At 57.3% G+C, this 17,107-nt stretch carries 20 protein-coding genes; 15 read left to right on the top strand and 5 right to left on the bottom strand.

The genetic code is table 11. From position 1 onward, the window contains the following. Nucleotides 1-4: 4 nt before the first annotated feature. Nucleotides 5-1,462, bottom strand: coding sequence for a sensor histidine kinase (locus tag ABC383_RS07345; protein WP_413012738.1), 1,458 nt, complete (start codon nucleotides 1,460-1,462; stop codon nucleotides 5-7). Next, nucleotides 1,449-2,126 (bottom strand): response regulator transcription factor, encoded by a 678-nt coding sequence (locus ABC383_RS07340; protein ID WP_194715188.1) that lies wholly within the window; start codon nucleotides 2,124-2,126, stop codon nucleotides 1,449-1,451. The genes ABC383_RS07345 and ABC383_RS07340 overlap by 14 nt, the downstream gene beginning before the upstream one ends. Before the next feature lie 204 nt (nucleotides 2,127-2,330). Between ABC383_RS07340 and ABC383_RS07335 the strand changes: the two genes are divergently transcribed. The 9 genes from ABC383_RS07335 (at nucleotide 2,331) to ABC383_RS07295 (ending at nucleotide 7,685) form a co-directional block, all read left to right on the top strand. Continuing rightward, entirely contained in the window at nucleotides 2,331-2,798 is a 468-nt protein-coding gene (locus ABC383_RS07335; RefSeq protein WP_413012736.1) for an MgtC/SapB family protein, read from the top strand. 145 nt (nucleotides 2,799-2,943) lie between these two features. Then, nucleotides 2,944-3,387, top strand: a complete 444-nt coding sequence (locus tag ABC383_RS07330; RefSeq protein WP_413012734.1) for a hypothetical protein — start codon at nucleotides 2,944-2,946, stop codon at nucleotides 3,385-3,387. Continuing rightward, nucleotides 3,387-3,794, top strand: coding sequence for a GtrA family protein (locus ABC383_RS07325; protein WP_413012732.1), 408 nt, complete (start codon nucleotides 3,387-3,389; stop codon nucleotides 3,792-3,794). Before ABC383_RS07330 ends, ABC383_RS07325 begins: the two co-directional genes overlap by 1 nt. Then, nucleotides 3,767-4,765: a glycosyltransferase family 2 protein gene (locus ABC383_RS07320; protein ID WP_413012730.1), complete on the top strand. Its 999-nt coding sequence runs from the start codon at nucleotides 3,767-3,769 to the stop codon at nucleotides 4,763-4,765. Before ABC383_RS07325 ends, ABC383_RS07320 begins: the two co-directional genes overlap by 28 nt. After that, nucleotides 4,762-5,028: a hypothetical protein gene (locus tag ABC383_RS07315; protein ID WP_413012728.1), complete on the top strand. Its 267-nt coding sequence runs from the start codon at nucleotides 4,762-4,764 to the stop codon at nucleotides 5,026-5,028. The genes ABC383_RS07320 and ABC383_RS07315 overlap by 4 nt, the downstream gene beginning before the upstream one ends. A gap of 132 nt (nucleotides 5,029-5,160) precedes the next feature. Further along, on the top strand, nucleotides 5,161-5,706 hold the full coding sequence (locus ABC383_RS07310) for a glycosyltransferase family 39 protein (RefSeq protein ID WP_413012726.1): 546 nt from the start codon (nucleotides 5,161-5,163) through the stop codon (nucleotides 5,704-5,706). A 15-nt stretch (nucleotides 5,707-5,721) separates the two neighbouring features. Then, nucleotides 5,722-5,949: a hypothetical protein gene (locus ABC383_RS07305; RefSeq protein ID WP_413012724.1), complete on the top strand. Its 228-nt coding sequence runs from the start codon at nucleotides 5,722-5,724 to the stop codon at nucleotides 5,947-5,949. Beyond that, a complete protein-coding gene (locus ABC383_RS07300) occupies nucleotides 5,943-6,296 on the top strand; it encodes a hypothetical protein (protein WP_413012722.1) in 354 nt (117 codons plus the stop codon). The genes ABC383_RS07305 and ABC383_RS07300 overlap by 7 nt, the downstream gene beginning before the upstream one ends. A gap of 783 nt (nucleotides 6,297-7,079) precedes the next feature. Next, entirely contained in the window at nucleotides 7,080-7,685 is a 606-nt protein-coding gene (locus tag ABC383_RS07295) for a hypothetical protein (protein WP_413012720.1), read from the top strand. A 64-nt stretch (nucleotides 7,686-7,749) separates the two neighbouring features. Here ABC383_RS07295 and ABC383_RS07290 read toward each other — a convergent pair whose 3' ends face one another. Together ABC383_RS07290 and ABC383_RS07285 are read right to left on the bottom strand one after the other, a co-directional pair. Beyond that, nucleotides 7,750-8,025 carry a hypothetical protein gene (locus tag ABC383_RS07290; protein WP_413012718.1) on the bottom strand — a complete coding sequence of 92 codons (276 nt, stop codon included), beginning with the start codon at nucleotides 8,023-8,025 and terminating at the stop codon, nucleotides 7,750-7,752. A gap of 50 nt (nucleotides 8,026-8,075) precedes the next feature. Beyond that, nucleotides 8,076-8,513 (bottom strand): hypothetical protein, encoded by a 438-nt coding sequence (locus ABC383_RS07285; RefSeq protein WP_413012717.1) that lies wholly within the window; start codon nucleotides 8,511-8,513, stop codon nucleotides 8,076-8,078. Nucleotides 8,514-8,785: 272 nt separating this feature from the next. Between ABC383_RS07285 and ABC383_RS07280 the strand changes: the two genes are divergently transcribed. Beyond that, nucleotides 8,786-10,029, top strand: a protein-coding gene (locus ABC383_RS07280) for an IS3 family transposase (RefSeq protein WP_413011525.1) whose coding sequence is annotated in 2 segments (ribosomal slippage) — nucleotides 8,786-9,131 and nucleotides 9,131-10,029 — 1,245 coding nt in all. Because the reading frame shifts where the segments join, the coding sequence is not laid out codon by codon here. Here the strand turns inward: ABC383_RS07280 and ABC383_RS07275 are convergent. Further along, nucleotides 9,976-10,416: a hypothetical protein gene (locus ABC383_RS07275; protein WP_413012715.1), complete on the bottom strand. Its 441-nt coding sequence runs from the start codon at nucleotides 10,414-10,416 to the stop codon at nucleotides 9,976-9,978. The two genes, ABC383_RS07280 and ABC383_RS07275, sit on opposite strands and share 54 nt — an antisense overlap. An 887-nt stretch (nucleotides 10,417-11,303) precedes the next feature. Between ABC383_RS07275 and ABC383_RS07270 the strand changes: the two genes are divergently transcribed. The 5 genes from ABC383_RS07270 (at nucleotide 11,304) to ABC383_RS07250 (ending at nucleotide 16,878) form a co-directional block, all read left to right on the top strand. After that, nucleotides 11,304-12,764, top strand: a complete 1,461-nt coding sequence (locus ABC383_RS07270; protein WP_413012713.1) for a tyrosine-type recombinase/integrase — start codon at nucleotides 11,304-11,306, stop codon at nucleotides 12,762-12,764. A 62-nt stretch (nucleotides 12,765-12,826) separates the two neighbouring features. Further along, nucleotides 12,827-13,303, top strand: a complete 477-nt coding sequence (locus ABC383_RS07265; protein WP_413012711.1) for a hypothetical protein — start codon at nucleotides 12,827-12,829, stop codon at nucleotides 13,301-13,303. Between the two features lie 217 nt (nucleotides 13,304-13,520). After that, complete coding sequence (locus ABC383_RS07260; protein ID WP_413012709.1) at nucleotides 13,521-14,258, top strand: hypothetical protein; 738 nt, start codon at nucleotides 13,521-13,523, stop codon at nucleotides 14,256-14,258. Then, entirely contained in the window at nucleotides 14,245-15,324 is a 1,080-nt protein-coding gene (locus ABC383_RS07255) for an FRG domain-containing protein (RefSeq protein WP_413012707.1), read from the top strand. Before ABC383_RS07260 ends, ABC383_RS07255 begins: the two co-directional genes overlap by 14 nt. Before the next feature lie 642 nt (nucleotides 15,325-15,966). Further along, the gene (locus tag ABC383_RS07250; RefSeq protein ID WP_413012705.1) at nucleotides 15,967-16,878 is read left to right on the top strand and encodes a hypothetical protein; all 912 of its coding nucleotides are present in this window, start codon (nucleotides 15,967-15,969) and stop codon (nucleotides 16,876-16,878) included. Nucleotides 16,879-17,107 lie beyond the last annotated feature (229 nt).

Genomic DNA, 17,107 nt, shown 5'->3' with positions numbered 1-17,107 from the left:
AGCCTTACAGCCTGTGCGCGGCGGAGGCCGTGCCCTGTCCGGCCAGCGCTGCATTGGCATCCAGCGCCGCCTGTTCCGGGGCCGGAAAGAACACGGTGAAGGTATTGCCCACGCCGTCCAGGTCTTCCTCCAGCGTGATCGACGCCTTGTGCAGGGCCGCGATCTCGCTGACGATGGCCAGCCCCAGGCCGCTGCCATCCATGTTGGTGCCGAGCAGCCGATGAAAGCGCTGGAAGATGCGTTCCCGTTCCTCAACGGGAATGCGCGGGCCGTCGTCGCTGATGGACAGCATGCGCCGTTCGCCCGCCACCACCCGGACCGTGACGCGCCCCGCATCCTGGCTGTAGCGCACCGCATTGTCGATCAGGTTGTTGATCAGCTCGCGCAGCCGGTGGCCGTCGCCATCGATGAAGACCGGCGTCTCCGGGCCTTCGAAGCCAAGGTCCACATTGCGCCGCAGCGCTTCCGGCACCCATTCCATCGTCACTTCCAGCGCCAGCGCATTCATGTCCAGCGCATGCAGCTCGATGCGTTCCACCGCGCCCGGCTCATTGCGCGCCAGCGACAGCAGCTGGCCGACCAGGCGCGAAAGCCGGTCGGCGCTGAGATAAAGCTGGGCCACCGAATGCCGCAGTCTGGCCTTGTCGTTCTCGCGCAGCGCCAGTTCGATCTGGGCCTTGATGCCGGCCACGGGCGTACGCAGCTGGTGCGCCGCATCGGCGATGAAGCGGTTCTGGAAGTCCAGCGTCTTGCCTAGCCGAAGCAGCAGGTCGTTGACTTCCTCCACCAGCGGCATCACCTCGCCCGGCACGCCCACCGCCTCGATCGGGCTCAGGTCCAGGTGGGAACGGTCGGACACGGCGCGCTTGAGCCGCTCCAGCGGCAAGAGGCCGCGCCGCACGCCGTAATAGACTGCGACGCCGGCGCACAGGATCAGCAGGATCTGCGGCAGGAACACGCTGGCCAGGATGTCGCGCGCCAGCCGGTTGCGCTTGTTCAGGGTTTCGGCCACCTGCACCAGCACCACGGTCGGCGCTTGCGCCTCGTTGACCGTCATCAGCGTCGACACCACCCGCACCGGCTCGCCATGCAGGACATCGTCATGGAACAGCGGCTTGCCCGTTACCACGCGGGCCGTGGGCGGCGCCAGTTCGGGGTCGCCGCCGACCAGCCGGCCGTCGCTTGTGGAAACACGGTAATAGATGCGGTCGTCCTGATCCACGCGCAGGATGCGTTCCGTCATCGGCGCGATTTCCAGTCTGGGCTGGGCCGGGCCGGGGCGCACATGCAGGAACACTTCGCGCGCCATCTCTTCCAGCGAGCGGTCATGCGCGCGGTTGGAAAAGCCCAGCGAGGTGGAGTAGGTGACCAGGGTATCGAGCAGCAGCAGGCCCAGCAGCGGGCCGAGCAGCCATGCCAGCAGCTGGCGCCGCAGCGTGGCCTTGCCCTTATTCAGCGGCATCGTCGCGTTCCATCAGATAGCCCATGCCGCGTATGGTGCGTATGGTGCAGCCGTAGGGTTCGAGCTTCTTGCGCACCCGGTAGACATAGACTTCCATCGCATTCGGCCCGACTTCATCGCCCCAGCCGTAGAGGTGATTGACCATGTGCTCCTTGCTGACCACGCGGCCCTCGCGCATGAGCAGCAATTCGAACAGCGCCAGCTCGCGCGCCGACAGCTCGATCGGCTGGTCGTCGTAATAGAGACGGCGGCCGGAGGTGTCCAGCCGCAGCCGGCCATGGTGCAGGTCGGGCGCCGAGCTGCCATGGCCGCGCCGCAGCAGCGCGCGCACCCGCGCTTCCAGTTCGGGCAGGTCGAACGGCTTGGTGAGGTAGTCGTCGGCGCCCAGGTCCAGGCCGCGCACCCGGTCGGCCAGCGCATCGAGCGCGGTCAGCAGCAGCACCGGCACGCGCGACTTGCGCGCGCGCAGCCGGCGCAGGATCTCGAAGCCGCTCATGCCGGGCAGGCCGACATCCAGCACCACCAGGTCATAGGTATGGATGGACAGGGCCTTGTCGGCCTGGTCGCCGTTGCTGGCCAGGTCGACCGCATAGGCCGACTGCACCAGGGCACGGTACAGGGCGTCCGACAGGATTTCATCGTCCTCGACGAGAAGAATGCGCATGATGTGACTGAAGGTGAGGTGAAGGCGTGGGCCGATTCTAACGGAGGATGGCCGGCGCTCAGCCCGCATCGATGCATTTATCGGAATACGGCGGTCGCCCGGCGCAGGTATCGCCGGGAAAAGGCCCGGCCGTTGTTGGCGAGCATGCGCTTAAGTTTTGCTCGGCCGTACCATGGAAGGCCTGCAAATCAAGGAGAACAAAGTATGTGGTGGACTGAAAGCTGGCTTGCCGTTCAGCAGGAATTTTCCGATCTAGGCGATGCGTCCGATGTCACCCGCGTCTGCCTGCGCCTGATGGTGGCGCTGGCGCTGGGAGCCCTGCTGGGTTACGAGCGGGAATCGGTTGGCGCCGCCGCCGGCCTGCGCACCCATATGCTGGTATCGCTTGGCTCGGCGCTGTTCGTGCTGGTGCCTTCCCAGGCTGGCATGGCGCTGGAAGACATGTCGCGCGTGCTGCAGGGCGTGGCGTCGGGCATCGGCTTTCTCGGCGCCGGCGCCATCATCAAGCTGCGCGAGGAAAGCCATATCAAGGGCCTCACCACTGCCGCCGGCATCTGGCTCACATCGGCGGTCGGCGTGGCCGCCGGGCTCGGGCTGGAGGCAACCGCGGTGCTCAGCGCCGTGTTCGGTTGGGTGGTGCTGTCGCTGCTGCGCCTGACCAAGGCGAAGTAGGCGGCAGATGCCGCAGGGCATCGTCGCCATGAGGCAAACCCTATTTTTGGCATTTTCGGGAACTTAATGCCCGTAAGTCTGTTTCACGCAAGCCCTTGTTTTTCTGTCATGCCATGATGAAACATTAAGTTAAAGCCGTTTCATCATGCTTCAGAAATGCAAGACCCTGCCGGAAGCGGCCGCAGGAATACACAATACCCGGCACCTGGCGCTTGCGGGCACTTTCCTGGCACTGCTCACCGTCATCCTCATTCCATTTGCCCTGGTGTCGCCGCTGCCCCTCAGCGATTATCCGAACCATGTGGCGCGCATGCAGATCATTGCCCACCTGTCGGAGTCGGCGACGCTGGCCCGGCATTACTATGGCTCGAAGGCGCCGTTCTCGGTCGATACTTCGCAGACTTTCCGCATGCCGCCAGAAGAGAAAGGCAAGGCTTATCTCTTTCCCGACATTCCGTTGAAACGCCTCGATCTTGTGATGCTGATCAATCCGGATTATTTCAGCCACGACGATCCGGCCCGCTTTGCGGCTATCTATGAGAAAGAGAATGTGATGCTCTTCAAGATACGTCCGCAGAAAGGTTCCTGATGAACACAACACCCCGGTCCGGCAACGTTTCCCTGCGCAGCCTGGCAAGCTTTCTCGTCGTGGGCGGCTTTGCCACCGGCCTGCAGTACGCCATCATGGCGCTGCTGATGGCGCTGGCCGGCCTGCCGGCGCTGACCGCTTCCAACATCGGATTCGCCATCAGCGCCGTCGTCAATTATCTGCTCAATGCGAAGCTGACCTTCCGCAGCGAGCGCTCGCATGCGTCGACCCTGCCGCGCTTTGCCGTCACCGCCGCGCTCGGGCTGGGCATCAACTCCCTGTTATTGAGCCTGCTGATCGCCGCCGGCCTGCATCCCGCGCCGGCACAGATTCTGGCCACCGCAGGCGTACTGATCTGGAATTACACATTGAACGCATTATGGACATTCAAAAAGCCACAAACCTAGCCCATCTGCCGGTATTGAGCCTGGTGCTTCCCTGCTACAACGAGCAGGAAGTGCTGCCGGAAACCACTGCCCGCCTGCAGGCCATGCTGGCCCGGCTGCAGGCCAGCGGCGAGATCGCAGCGGGCAGCGCAATCTATTACGTCGACGACGGCAGCCGCGACCGCACCTGGGAAATGATCCATGACTATGCCGAGCAGAATGCCGATATCTGCGGCATCAAGCTCAGCCGCAACCGCGGCCACCAGAATGCGCTGCTGTGCGGCCTGCTGACAGCGCCGGGCGACATTCTGATCAGCCTGGACGCCGACCTCCAGGACGACCTCGAAGCCATTCCGCAGATGATCCAGCGTTACCGCGAAGGCAGCGAAATCGTGTTTGGCGTACGTCGCAAGCGCACCAAGGACACTTTCTTCAAGCGCTTCAGCGCCGAGAGCTATTACAAGTTCCTGGCCATGATGGGAGTGCAGATCGTCTACAACCATGCGGACTACCGGCTGATGAGCCGGCGCGCGGTGGAAAGCCTGCGCGACTACGATGAAACCCATCTGTTCCTGCGCGGCCTGGTGCCCCAGCTGGGCTACAAGGGGGCCATCGTCGAATTCGATCGGGCCGAGCGCTTTGCCGGCGAATCGAAATACCCGCTGACCAAGATGCTGTCGCTGGCATGGCAGGGCGTGACCTCGTTTTCGGCTTATCCGCTGCGGCTCATTACCGGCATCGGCATGATCATTTCCGTTATCAGCCTGGTGATGGCCGCATGGGCCGTCATCACCAAGCTGTTTACCGACAACGCCCTGCCGGGCTGGGCATCGACCGTGATCCCTATGTACTTCCTGGGCGGCGTGCAGCTGCTGAGCCTGGGCATCATCGGCGAGTACGTGGCGAAGATCTTCGAGTCCTCCAAGAAACGCCCGCGCTTCCATGTCGAAAGCGTGTGCGGCGAACGCTTTACCGAAGTGACGCCCCGATGAGCCGGGCGAAGGGGGCAGGGCTGGGCCATGCGCCAGCCATCGTCGCACTGGCGGCGATGACGCTGGCGCTTTTCAGGACCACGCCCACCGGCGGCGACTTCTGGTGGTACGACGCATCGCGCCACGCGATGAACGGCGTATTCCTGCGCGACTTCCTGATGGAAGGCGGCCTGCTGCATCCATTGCGCTTCGCAAGGGAGTACTACCAGCAATACCCGGCGATCAACATCGGCTTTTATCCACCGTTCATGTACATCGCCTAGGTGCCCTTCCTGGCAGTATTCGGCGCAAGCCATGCGGTCTCGCAGTCCGTGGTGGCGCTGCATGCCCTGCTTGCCGGCGTGATGATCTATCTGATCTGCCAGCGCATGATGGACAGGTGAAGCGCGCTGCTGGTGGCGCTGGCCGTCCTGGCCTTGCCGGAAATGGCCCTCTGGGCGCGCCAGGTGCAGCTCGATGTGCCGGGGCTGGCGCTGCTGCTCTGTACCGCATGGGCGCTGATCCACTACCTGCACACCGGCAGCGGCCGCTGGCTGCTGATCACCGCGGCCTTCATGGGCCTGGCGATGCTGACCCGGGTGCAGACCGGCTATGCGGTGCCAGTGGTTGGCCTGTTTGCACTGTTTCATCGCACGCCCCAGCGTCCGCCGCTGCGGACATGGTTCACCGCCGCACTGCTTTTCCTGGTGCTTGCGCTGCCATCGGTCGGCAGCGTCTTCTACTTCAGCACGGTGTCCGGCAACCTGGCCGGCGCGATGCCCGACATGCCGCCCCTGTGGTCATGGAATAACTGGACCTGGTATGCCCGTGCGCTGCCGCAGCAGATCGGCTGGCACACCATCTGGTTCATCATCGCCGGACTGCTGGCCACCGTGGCCACGCTGCGCCCGGGCATGCCGCCAGCGGCACGGGTCGTCGCCGCATTCGCCCTATCGTCATAGGTCTTCTTCACTATCGTGTCGAACAAGGAGCCGCGCTTCAACCTGCCCAGCATTCCGTTCACCTTCATGCTCGCCGCTTACGGCCTGGCGCGCGTGCAGGCCTTGCTGGCATGCCTGCTGTTGCTGATGCTGGCCGTCTGGACGGTGTGTCAGGCGGTGCTGTTCCAGGTGCCGGTGGCGCAGGGCTACCGCGAGGCAGCAGCCTGGCGCAAGCCTATACACCGCCAGGCGCGAACGTGCTGATCTCGGCGCATCGCGACGGCAGCTTCATCTTCAACATGCGCGCCGACGGCAAGCGCCGCGACATCGGCACGCGCCGCGCGGACAAGCTGTTCGTCGAGATCAACATCATGCGCCAGCTCGGCATCCGCGACCGCGAACTGAGCCAGGACGCGATCCTGAAAATCCTCAACGACCAGAAGGTTGCAGTAGTCGTGGCGCAGACAGGCTATCTGGCGGACCAGCCCAGCATGCAGCAGTTCCAGCGCCTGCTGGACAATGGCGGCATGTTTGCCGTCGTTGGGCGTGTGCCCTTGCGCGGGGATGTGCGCAAGGATGAACGGGAGCTGGTGGTGTATGCGAGGAAGTAAGGGCAAAAATGGCAGCGTAGCGCGCTGTCGGGTTGGCGCTCACATTTTTAGTTACCGCTTCCTGCCGCTTCCTTTTCATTTCACGGAAGGCTTCAAGTTTGCAGCCCAGATGGTAAGGCCGGCGGTGGAAACTGACGGAGTCATCAAGCGACTTGCCTATGCAGGTGACAATCATCGAATCCATGGCGATGAAGCCAAGGCGAAGTAATAAATCTCATGCTTTTGCCGGATACGCCCGGTCCTCGGCAATCTGAGTGAATGAAACACTCTCTTTTCCAGGAATAGGCCGATTTGGTGCGACGGCACCTCCGAGCCAGCACCTCTTCGTCTGTGATGTTGGTCTCAACGACCTAGATCAGCCCTAGGATGGATTTTGGGGTAATAGGGCATTAAACCTGCCATGGTCATACACTAAATCTGTAGACGGTAAGGGGATAAGATTTTTCGGATAAAAAATATCCGCCAAGGGAGAAAGCTTGATTGTGGAAAGTTATTTAACCAAATAAGCTATGAAAAAATAATTGAGAATTCCCTTGAATGAATTAGCTGCATCTTCATTCCTATTCGTCGGTTAGCCAAATATTTTTCTTTTTGGAATGCGCTTGCATTTTAAATTAATCATATTCAATGTAGTGCTCCGGAAAGTTTATTTATAGTAAATTTCTATGAAGAATTGTTATAAACTAATCTTGTTGCTTTTGTCGGCATTAATGGCAAAAGAGACGTTCAACTGGAAGCATTCCATTTATAATTTGCGGCTTTATCTAATCGTTAAAAGTTTGCATGAATAAATTCTCGAAGATTCACCAATGTATTGGTCCATTGCTAGTTTCCATCGGTTGCGCTGTATCGCCAGTTGTTGCCGCGCAGTCGTCGCCGGAGATGCCGATGCAGCTTTATTTGACCATCACTGAAACCATAGCACCGACTCATAGCGACCCAGACCGTTGCCCAGCGGATAGTGGTGCAATGGGAATTGGAATGGTAGCTGGTTCAGGCATCATGAATGTTGCCACTGGTCCAGGCCCAAAAATTGTCACTCTCCCGGTCATTTTCGCCAGTTCGGACTGCCCGAATCCCGCTTTTCAGTTCAGCTATGGCGCTTTCATGCTTACAACCCCTACTGGGCACCAGTTGTATGCTAATTACTACGGTGGCTTCTATTCCACGAACGAAACTACATTGATGTTAGATCCGGGCAGGAGTGTCTTCGTGCTCTCGGGTGGTACTGGCTACTTCGCTGGCGCTTCAGGCCGAGGCACCCTTGGCGGTTATGAGTCGATCCTGCGAACGCAGCCCTCGTTTCTAGGATTTGGCAATATGGAAGCCAAAGGAACGATTACCTTTAAAAACCCAGGTTTCGCCCAACGCTTCATGAATAACCGGTAAGACTGCACTCTTGGAGCTTGGCCTAGGTTTCTTGCTCTGCCCAACGTCGATGGGCGGAGCCGGCCTAACAAGTTGTGACTGCAACTATTGCCTTAGCACGCTGCACCAACTCGATCGCCTCAGACGTCGACGATGTCCTGTGGGTGTAGTCGCTCAGCTGGCCGATCACCTGGTGGAGCGCCTGCACCTCTTCATCGGTGATTCGGGTCTCGGCGATCTGGACCAGCTTGAGCACAGAGCCAAGGTCTACGATGGAAAAGAATCGGCCGGGGTCTCCTGGCTCGCCGTCAGTCTCGAGGGCTTCCAGGCAGGCTTGTTTGAGGATGGGGAGGGCGTGCATGGAAAAGTCTAGCTGTTCCTCATCGCCCTTACCGAGAGCTGCCGAGATTTCTATTCTGCCGCAGCTTCGTTCTTTTGAATTTGACCTTTAAGTCGTACTTCAAACGTATTGGATATTAGTAAGCTGTCGACTTGTAAGTCAAAACGATACAAACCGAATTCAGTAACTACAAAAGGCTTTGCAGATAACACGACTGAAGCACTTTGCCCACGTGCGACCTCTAGATCTCCAAGATCAATGTCAGGGCTATGAGCTATCCCGCTTGGGTTAAAGATGGTGCCTCGGAATTTGTGAGTGCCTTCCTCTAACCCGCTTACAACTATCAAGAATCCAAGTCTTTCGATAGCATAATTCTGGTCAGATCCTGCCTCAGCTGAGCGCGCACCATTTTGTATAACTAAGACATCATCTGGCCAAAGACCAATGCCAATATGTCTTCCGCTCGCTTCGAGCCGAAATTCATCTGCTATCAGGAATTTAGTCTTCATTAGCGGGTCCGGTAATAACGCTCGGTTTTTCTCCGTTCGTTTTGCATTGAGCAAAACGAAGCTGTAACTGTCGGATTCGTAGCACCATGCAGTTCAACGTTAACGCAACTTTCAGCAGAGTATGCAACGACAATAGTGTCCAGAGTCACTACGTCCTTCTCACGCCCAGCAACCGCCTTGGCAGCTACTGGCAACGGATGTAACAGATTGAAGTAGCCCCGTGATTCTCCGGACCGTCGGTATTCCTTAAACTAACGATTAGGAATACTGCTATGGATATGCCTATGCCTTCGGGAAGAAATCAGCAAGTGGAAGTCATTACCGGGGTCCAGCGGCGCAGACGCTGGACCCCGGAACAGAAGCTGGAATGGGTCAAGCGCAGTATGGAACCGGGGATGTCGGTGTCCCTGGTGGCTCGGGAAGCGGGTATCACCGCCAGCCAGCTGTTCCAGTGGCGCAAGGCCTATACAGAAGGATCGCTGGTTGCCGTGCGTGCCAATGAGCCCGTCGTGCCAGCGTCTGAACTGCAGGATGCAATGAAGCGCATCAAGCAACTGGAAGCGGCATTGGGACGCAAGACCCTGGAGAATGACATCCTCAAGGAAGCGGTGGACCTTGCCAAAGCAAAAAAGTGGATTGCGCGCTCGCCGCTGTTGCCCGGGGACGACCAATGAGACTGGTGTGTTCGACCCTTGGCGTGGCGCGCAGTCATCTCGTGGCACTGCTCAACCGTTCTGACGACTGGACTGACCGCCGCACGGCACGCAGCCGGATGGATGACACGTTACTGCTGGAAGACGTTCGGCACGTCATTCACGGCCTCGGCACCTATGGCTATCGACGGGTCTGGGGCGTATTGCGACATCAGCATCCCAGGCCGAACGGACAGTCTCCTAACCACAAACGCGTCTATCGGGTCATGCGGGACCATGGCCTGCTGCTCTATCGTCATGGTCAGCGACCGGTCTCTACCCGCAGACACGATGGCAAGGTAGCCGTCGACAGCAGCAATACCCGCTGGTGCTCGGATGGCTTTGAAGTGGCTTGCGACAATGGCGAACGGGTACGGGTAGCCTTTGCGCTGGACTGCTGCGATCGGGAAGTCATGAGCTGGGTGGCGACAACAAAAGGCATTGACGCCGGGCTGGTGGGCGACTTGATGATGCAAGCGATCGAGTCACGATTTGGTCCAAACAGCACGGCGCCATCGGAGATTGAATGGCTGACCGACAATGGCAGTTGCTATACCGCTGCTGAGACACGATCATTTGCGCGTGCACTTGGTCTCAAGCCGGTGACCACGCCGGTTTCCAGCCCGCAGAGCAACGGGATGGCCGAGAGTCTGGTCAAAACCATCAAGCGCGATTACGCCAAGCTGGCATTGCGTCCGGATGCCAAAACTGTGATGCAACAATTGGTGGACTGGTTTGAGCACTACAATACGAAGCACCCGCATAGCGCCCTAAAGTACCTGCCGCCACGCATGTTTAGAGAGAAACAGGCTTTGATTAACTAACGCCGGTGGTACGGGAATATAGGGGCGAGACCACAGATGTTGCCACTGTCGAGCAGAAAAATGCGTGGCTACCACTTCATGAATCCATACAGTCAAATCACTCCTGTTAATTACCGTGCATGGAGTTGGATTTTGCCCCTCTGGTTTTTCGCAAAGTTGAAATGCAAACGGAACATTTACTGCAGCTAGAAATTTATTTTCTGCCGCAATTACGGCGAGCCGATTTTGCTCAACCTGTCTTGCGTTTGCTAACACGCTGCCGCAAACCGAGCATTCGGAGTGCAGAGAAACGTATTCAATTTCACTTCCATGGAACGAGAGCTTGTTAAGTTGAGATACTTCCTTCAAAACGCCCTCTTCACATACCGGACACAGTCCTATTTCCATTTTTTCCCTCAGTTATGGCAAGAAACCATTGCCATTGTCTGGCCCGACTTAAGTAACCCAAACTTCAAATAGATCTGAGGCCACGGTAGTGGCGACTGATCATCAACATAGTCAAAGATCACGAAATCATCGCAGGGGATCCACATGCCTTTCCCGGTCAATCCAGAGCCAGTGTTGCACCAAACAGATTCTCTATAGTGCTTATCGGTTAAATCTTGAAAAACTTTATATAAGGTCTTCGGTCCCCACTTCAGCCTAGCTGTGTCCTTAATACAATCAGGCGTTGCCAAATAGATGCGGTCTTCAGCAATTCTCTCCTGCAAAACACTAAGCCTGTATATCCGGCCCTCACCGACGAGCCGCTCGTCTTGGACGGTTCAACCCCAAATTTCGGCAGCTCCGGCCAATAATTTACCATGGTGGCGAGTTGTGGCGGAGGTGCTGGAGCAGCCATGGAATTCGTTCAATACTAGATGAATTTATATGATGCCGTGGTTGTTAGATGACAAGTGCTAGGTGAGCCTTAACGGTAAAGCTACAAATGCCGACATAACAAAACGCAGCACGATATTAGAAAATGTCTAATATACAGTGCTGCGTTTCTATACAGATTTCGCTGTAACTCTTTGATTCTATTGGTCGGGGCGAGAGGATTCGAACCTCCTACCCCTTGCACCCCATGTAGTTATTTCGCTCGGGATCACTCTTTGCACGCATCATGCAACGACGTCCAATACCGTCCAAGCTCCTCCGATTGCTCAACAAGTTCTATAAAAAACAAAAACTTAAATAAACAAAATGGCGAAAATTGATTGTCTAATGGCGGTCGGCCTCGTACACTGGCATCTACTATTTTTTAAGGCACGGTTAAGGCACGGAGGACGACGATGGCGAAACTGACAGCGATGCAAGTCGAGGCAATTAAGGCACGGGACAAGCCGTTCAAGAAAAACGTGGACACTGGCCTGCAAGTACGCGTCGCCGTCAACGGTGTGAAAAGCTGGATTGTGCAATATGTAGTCGACCGCAAGCAGCGCGAAGTTCGGCTGCCGCGCCCCTGGGGTGCGAAGACGGATGCTGGCCATTTGTCATTGCAGGATGCGCGCCTCAAGGCGCAGGAAATCCGGGCATTGGCGCGGCAGGGTATCGACGTTCAGATTCAACAGGAGCAGGCCCGTCAGGCGGAAACTGACCGTCTCGCTGCCCAGCAGCGCGCCGAATTAGAACGTTCTACGCAGCAGCGGATTGATAACCTGAGCGTCCAGGACCTGTTCGACAAATGGATCGTTGATGGCGTGCGCCGCAAAGATGGTAATGCGGAGTTAAAACGCTCGTTCGGCAAGGATGTGCTGCCAGTGATCGGCCAGATCGCCATCAAGTCCCTCACCGAGGATGATCTGCGCAGGCTGTTGCGCGCCATGGTTGGTCGCAACGTGAACCGCCTAGCGGTCATGACATACAAGAACCTAGTGCAGATGTTTGCATGGGCGCAGCAACGTCAGCCGTGGCGGCGGCTGTTAATAGAGCAGAATCCGGTCGACTTGATTGACATCGAACAGCTCGTTAGCGCTGACTACGATATGAGTAATGAAAGGGACCGCTGTTTGTCTGAGGTTGAAATCCGCCAACTGAATTCGATCTGCCAGGCGATGCGCACACAGTATGGCGCGGCACCCAACCGGCGCAGTGCACTGCGTCCGCTGGCGCGTACCACGGAACTGAGCCTGTGGATCATGTTGTCAACGTTGTGCCGGGTCGGGGAATTGTCGTTGGCACGCTGGGAACACGTCGATTGGGAGCAGGCGACCTGGTTCATCCCGGCGGAAAACACGAAGGGCAGCAAGAAGCATCAAACGGCGCTGACCGTGTACCTGTCGGATTTCGCACTCCAACGATTCCGCGCGCTCCACCAACTGACTGGCGATACCGACTGGTGCTTCCCAGCGTTGCGAAAGGATGACCATGTCGATGAAAAGTCGATTTCCAAACAGGTCGGTGACCGCCAAACTATATTCAAGAAGAATCGCCACGGCGATGCACGTCAGCCGATGCAGCATCGTAGCAGGCAAGCGAACGTACTCGTGTTGTCCGAAGGCAAGAACGGTGACTGGACGCCGCATGACTTGCGCCGGACCGGCGCGACCCTGATGCAAAAACTGAAGGTCGCGCCCGATGTCATCGACGCTTGCCTGAACCATAAACTGCACGGCAGCAAAGTCCGACGCCATTACCTGCATCACGACTATGCCGAGGAAATGCGCGAAGCCTGGCAGTTGCTCGGCGCACGGCTTGAACAGATTATTCATCCCGGCGAGAATGTCCTGCCTTTTTCTCAGCGGGCTAGATAGGCTGCGAACCTTGTTCGCGCTTTATAGAAACATCAAAAAATGTGGTTCTACAGGGAGCAAGCATGCCTATTAATAAAAAACAGCTTTTGCAACGTCAGCAAGCCGAAGCCATTGTAGCCCGGCTGGAGGAGACGCTGCCGCAGATACATGACTTTATCAGTCGCGAAGTCGCGGTCGAACTGCTGGTTTCCCGGGTGCCTGAAAATGACCCCTATCCGAGCTTTACTCGTAAGAAGGTGAACCAGCGGATCGACGTCGCCCTGAAGAATGGAGAATTGAAACTGGTAGACGGCCACTTCGTGTTTGGTGCCTTCATCAACTGGACCTGGACCAAGGAACAATGGAAGCTTAGCCTGGCCGATCTGCCGGCGTTGAATCAGGTACGTGTAAATACTCATCAGCCTGCACAGAATGTTCGTGCGATCGGCTATGTATTGCCCGCGACAAAGGAGGAATGCCACCAGGCGCTGCAAGAAGCGTATGCGCGCATTGCGCAACTCGAAGAAACAGCATTGCGCCAGCAAGCGACACGTCCCTAGTTGGCCAAGTGATGTGCAGTAACTCAGACTTCATCTGACAGTCAGTGTCATATGTGATCGAATTTCAAACTTCCTAATCGTCCGGGTTCGGCCAAAGCTGCCGAACGTCTTGCGGCTGCTATCGTTGTCTCACGATTGATCTATGTCAGGGCGATAAGTAGACTTGGCACACAGAACCAGAATTCCCAATTAACCGCGAACAAGCGAGGAAGGTGAGATGAGCGACGAGCTTTTTCCAAAAGAAAGGGGCGCCGAGATATTGGGCGAGCTCTCCGCCTGGACGTCCGTAGCTGACGTCATGGTCGCGGCGCGCATTCTTGAGGCGCGAACCGTTCCGGGCGACGAACCACAGAGCTTGCTGGTGATGCCACTTGAGCATGCAGAGCCTGCGTTCGAGCAGATCTTCGTAATCCTACTTGGGTACCTGATGAATGGATACGTAGTGCCTTCCCAGAAGGTTGCCGTTTGTCGCGCCCTGGATCCACAGATCACGAAGGCGACTGGAACTGCCTTGCAAGCTCTGCGTTTCAGGCCAACCGTTCGGGTGGGCAGGGCTCCCGAAAGGCACGACAAGCGGGTCTTCTTCATCCAGGATCAGCCTGCTGGGATTGAGCTTATCCGAGCGCCCCTGAACTGCCTCATGGGTCTTTATTTGGATAAGTACGAATACGCCAAGTCTTTGCGCGACGTGGTTGTCGAAGCTGAAAAGAAAACGGGGGGGCGCCCCACGATTTTTCATAGGCCCCATGCCGATGCACGCCTGCCCAGCTTTATCGAAGCAGCGTGTTTCTATGCACTTGGTTTGGAAGTTGGAACACGGTTCGCGTCGCCAGGTCAGGCGACCCTCGACTTCGCTTACCGGGCCGTGAATGTTCAAACTCTCCCACCAGTGGCCCCGGCCGTATTGGGAACCGCATTTGAGGCCGGCCAGAGGATGCTTGATGCGCTCCGTTGACCAGCTCTTCGCCCACCTAGATAACGTCAATCCGATTGCAGATCGGGTCTCTCCTGCCTGCGACATCGGACAAGTCAACAAGAGCGTAGGAACGCCGGGATTCGAAGATCCACTTCATGGCAACTGCTGGAGCTGGACTCCGGCCCACGGCGCCGCCGTCTACGGGCGCACGGAGGATCTGCCAGTTGGTCCCCTGGATGAGCTGGCCAAGGGATCATTCTTAAGAGTACCGTTCCGCCGAGTGCCTGTCATTGAGGTCCGTTCCATTGAGGAAGTTCGTGCCATCGCGGCAAGCGTGAAATCAGGTGACCCAAACTTTAGTGGTGTATGGCGCGGGCAGTCCAATCACTACACGACGGAAAAAAAAGGACGTACGAAGGATGAACTGCTCCGGCTATATGGAGCGGAGGACGTCGATGAGCCCTCATTGCTTCCTTCCGCAGCGAGAACTGATCTGTATTTTCCGGACAGCTTTGGTGCATGGTCCGCCTTGCTGGATCTCTACGTTCACGAGCGGGCGAAAGAACAGGGGATGCAGCGGGAGTTACTGAATTTCGTAAATTCCTATCGCTATCGGATGTGGGGCTTCGCAACAGCACAGCACTACGGTCTTCCAAGCGTAGGCTTGGACGTCACGCATGACATTGACGTGGCCTTGTTTTTTGCTCTCCACACATTCAAGACGAGTGCCGAGGGAGTCACTTCGGCCACGCGCGCGATTTCCACTGCGGCGCCAATCATCTATGGCCTTGGTGGCTTCGTCGATCATGAACTGTTCGAAGATGCGAAATTGGCACCGACACGCCTTTTGTGCAGCCGACCGGCTGCGCAATCAGCCATGTTCTTTTCCACGGGCTGGGGTCGCGCGCCGAACAACGCTGCCCAACGGATTTATGTCGCGTTGAAACTGGTAGGGCACGAGGCCTGGAAATTCGATTTGCATCCTTCCCACTATTTTCCCAAGCCGCAAGACGACGAGTTCCTCCGGTTCCTTCAGGAGCGCAAGAGTGAGCTCAAGCTGCCCGTCATTCAGGACTTGCTCTCGAAGATATACTACGTTCCTTAAGCAGCGATGGCGCCTCTGGTGCTAGTAGCTATGGTTGTGCGGGGGCCTAAAACTGGCTCGACTATGGGGCTGGCCGATGCGCGAAGCAGTCGTTTAAGCGGATAGAGCGACCGGCCGCAACGGGGCAGACCTGGTCCTTGGACTTCGGCAGTAGCCGGCCAGAAACAGTCGTTTATCGGGCTAAGCCGAGACCGTAGCTTCGGAAGTACGGTGACTGGCGCCGGCCTGCAATTGGCTTGGTAGATTTGTGCGCAAGACGACATTGCAGCGATTAAAGCGGCGCTGTTCGATGCGTTTTGAAGTCGCTGACTAGCCAAAACCCGCAGGGCGCGGTGCCAGCGCGCAGCGGCCAAACACGTGCCAGATGTCCGCGACTGGTTACAGCTACGCAGACGCTGCTGTCGCACTGCCCCGTGAGGTTTCCGTTTAAGTCGGAATTCTACGTGCTCGGCCTTCTCGATTACTCTTGCGCATCCTCACCGATTGTTGCTAGACTTGCCGCAAGCCCTGGTCCGGCCGAGTCCACGTCTCAACAGGATCGCAGCACCGTACACCTTTGCTTTACCTTTTCTCGCAACCATGCGTTTTCGCACGTGCGGGGAGGCACCGTGGGTTCTCTGCACGTGATGAATTGGAAAATGCATGTCGACGTCTATCAATTCCCTTACTCACGCTCTTCGTGTCCACCTGGCCGATACTGGTTCGCCTATCGTCCTGGGCCATGCCTTTCAACTGGTCGTTGCTGCAATGGGCTATACCAGCTCGGGTGTCCTTCAGGCTTCGGATGAGCCCGACTATCTCACTTCCTCGATGCACTGGATCGTCGACGTAGCCCAGCTAAGGGAACGCGCCGCATCTTTGGGCGTGTCAATCGCCGCCGACGTCCTTGTGCGAGCGCTGGCCGAGGCCTCACATGAGTGCGGTGGACCGCGCATCCACGTAACAGACGCCGATCTGGAGGATGAATTCATTGAGGCCGCCAAAGAGGAGGTGATTGATGACGATGACGTTGCGGCTCAGATGGCAGATACCAATACCACGGGTCCATGGGAAGTAAATTTGGAATTCGCAGGTGCTTCACCGTTGCCTCTCAAGATTGGCGACGTTTTCTTGATCGACTATGAAGGGCAAGTGGAGGGCGAAGTCGACACTGATCGGCCCTACAGTGGCCATGCCGCAGATGTGACGGTGCAGGTAGCGCTGACCGCCGTTGGCAGGCGGCTCATCGTCGGCCCGCCTAAGGTTCAGGTCGTGGGCGCCACTCTCGACGACGGCTATTACGGCATGGATAAGGACGAGACCCCGCCATTACTGGGCCACCTTGAAGCGATCGCCATGGAACTCGGCGTGTCGGTTGACGAGCAGGAGCAGCTGGAAGGAGCCGAAGTGTTAGCGGCCACTACCAGCGCAAATGTGTCGAATGGCTACCTAGTCAATATCGAGTACTGCGCTTCGTCTCCTGTTGTTGACCAGCTGCGGATCAAACACCCGTCGCAGGAAATCTGGGTATCGGGTCACGCGATCGACCGCACTGGCGCGTTCGATCGAGACTGAGTGGGACGCCGCCGCCGAACGCGAGCGGCTACTTTCGCTCTAGGTCGATATTTCCCGTTCCGGGTAGGGCGACAGCCGGCCACAAGCAGATATTCACCTTAACAAAGAAGCCCGGTACCAACCGGGCTTTTCATTTCTGGACACAAGTTCCTCAAATAGGAGAGGACGGTAACGTTGCTACAACTGCTGAAATTGTTGCTTTGCGATATACAATGAAAAACTGCCTGGA

Origin of the sequence: Noviherbaspirillum phoenicis (assembly GCF_047237965.1) — a bacterium.
In the GTDB taxonomy this organism is placed as follows: Bacteria; Pseudomonadota; Gammaproteobacteria; order Burkholderiales; family Burkholderiaceae_D; genus Noviherbaspirillum_A.
This window is presented reverse-complemented; position numbering and strand designations above follow the sequence as displayed.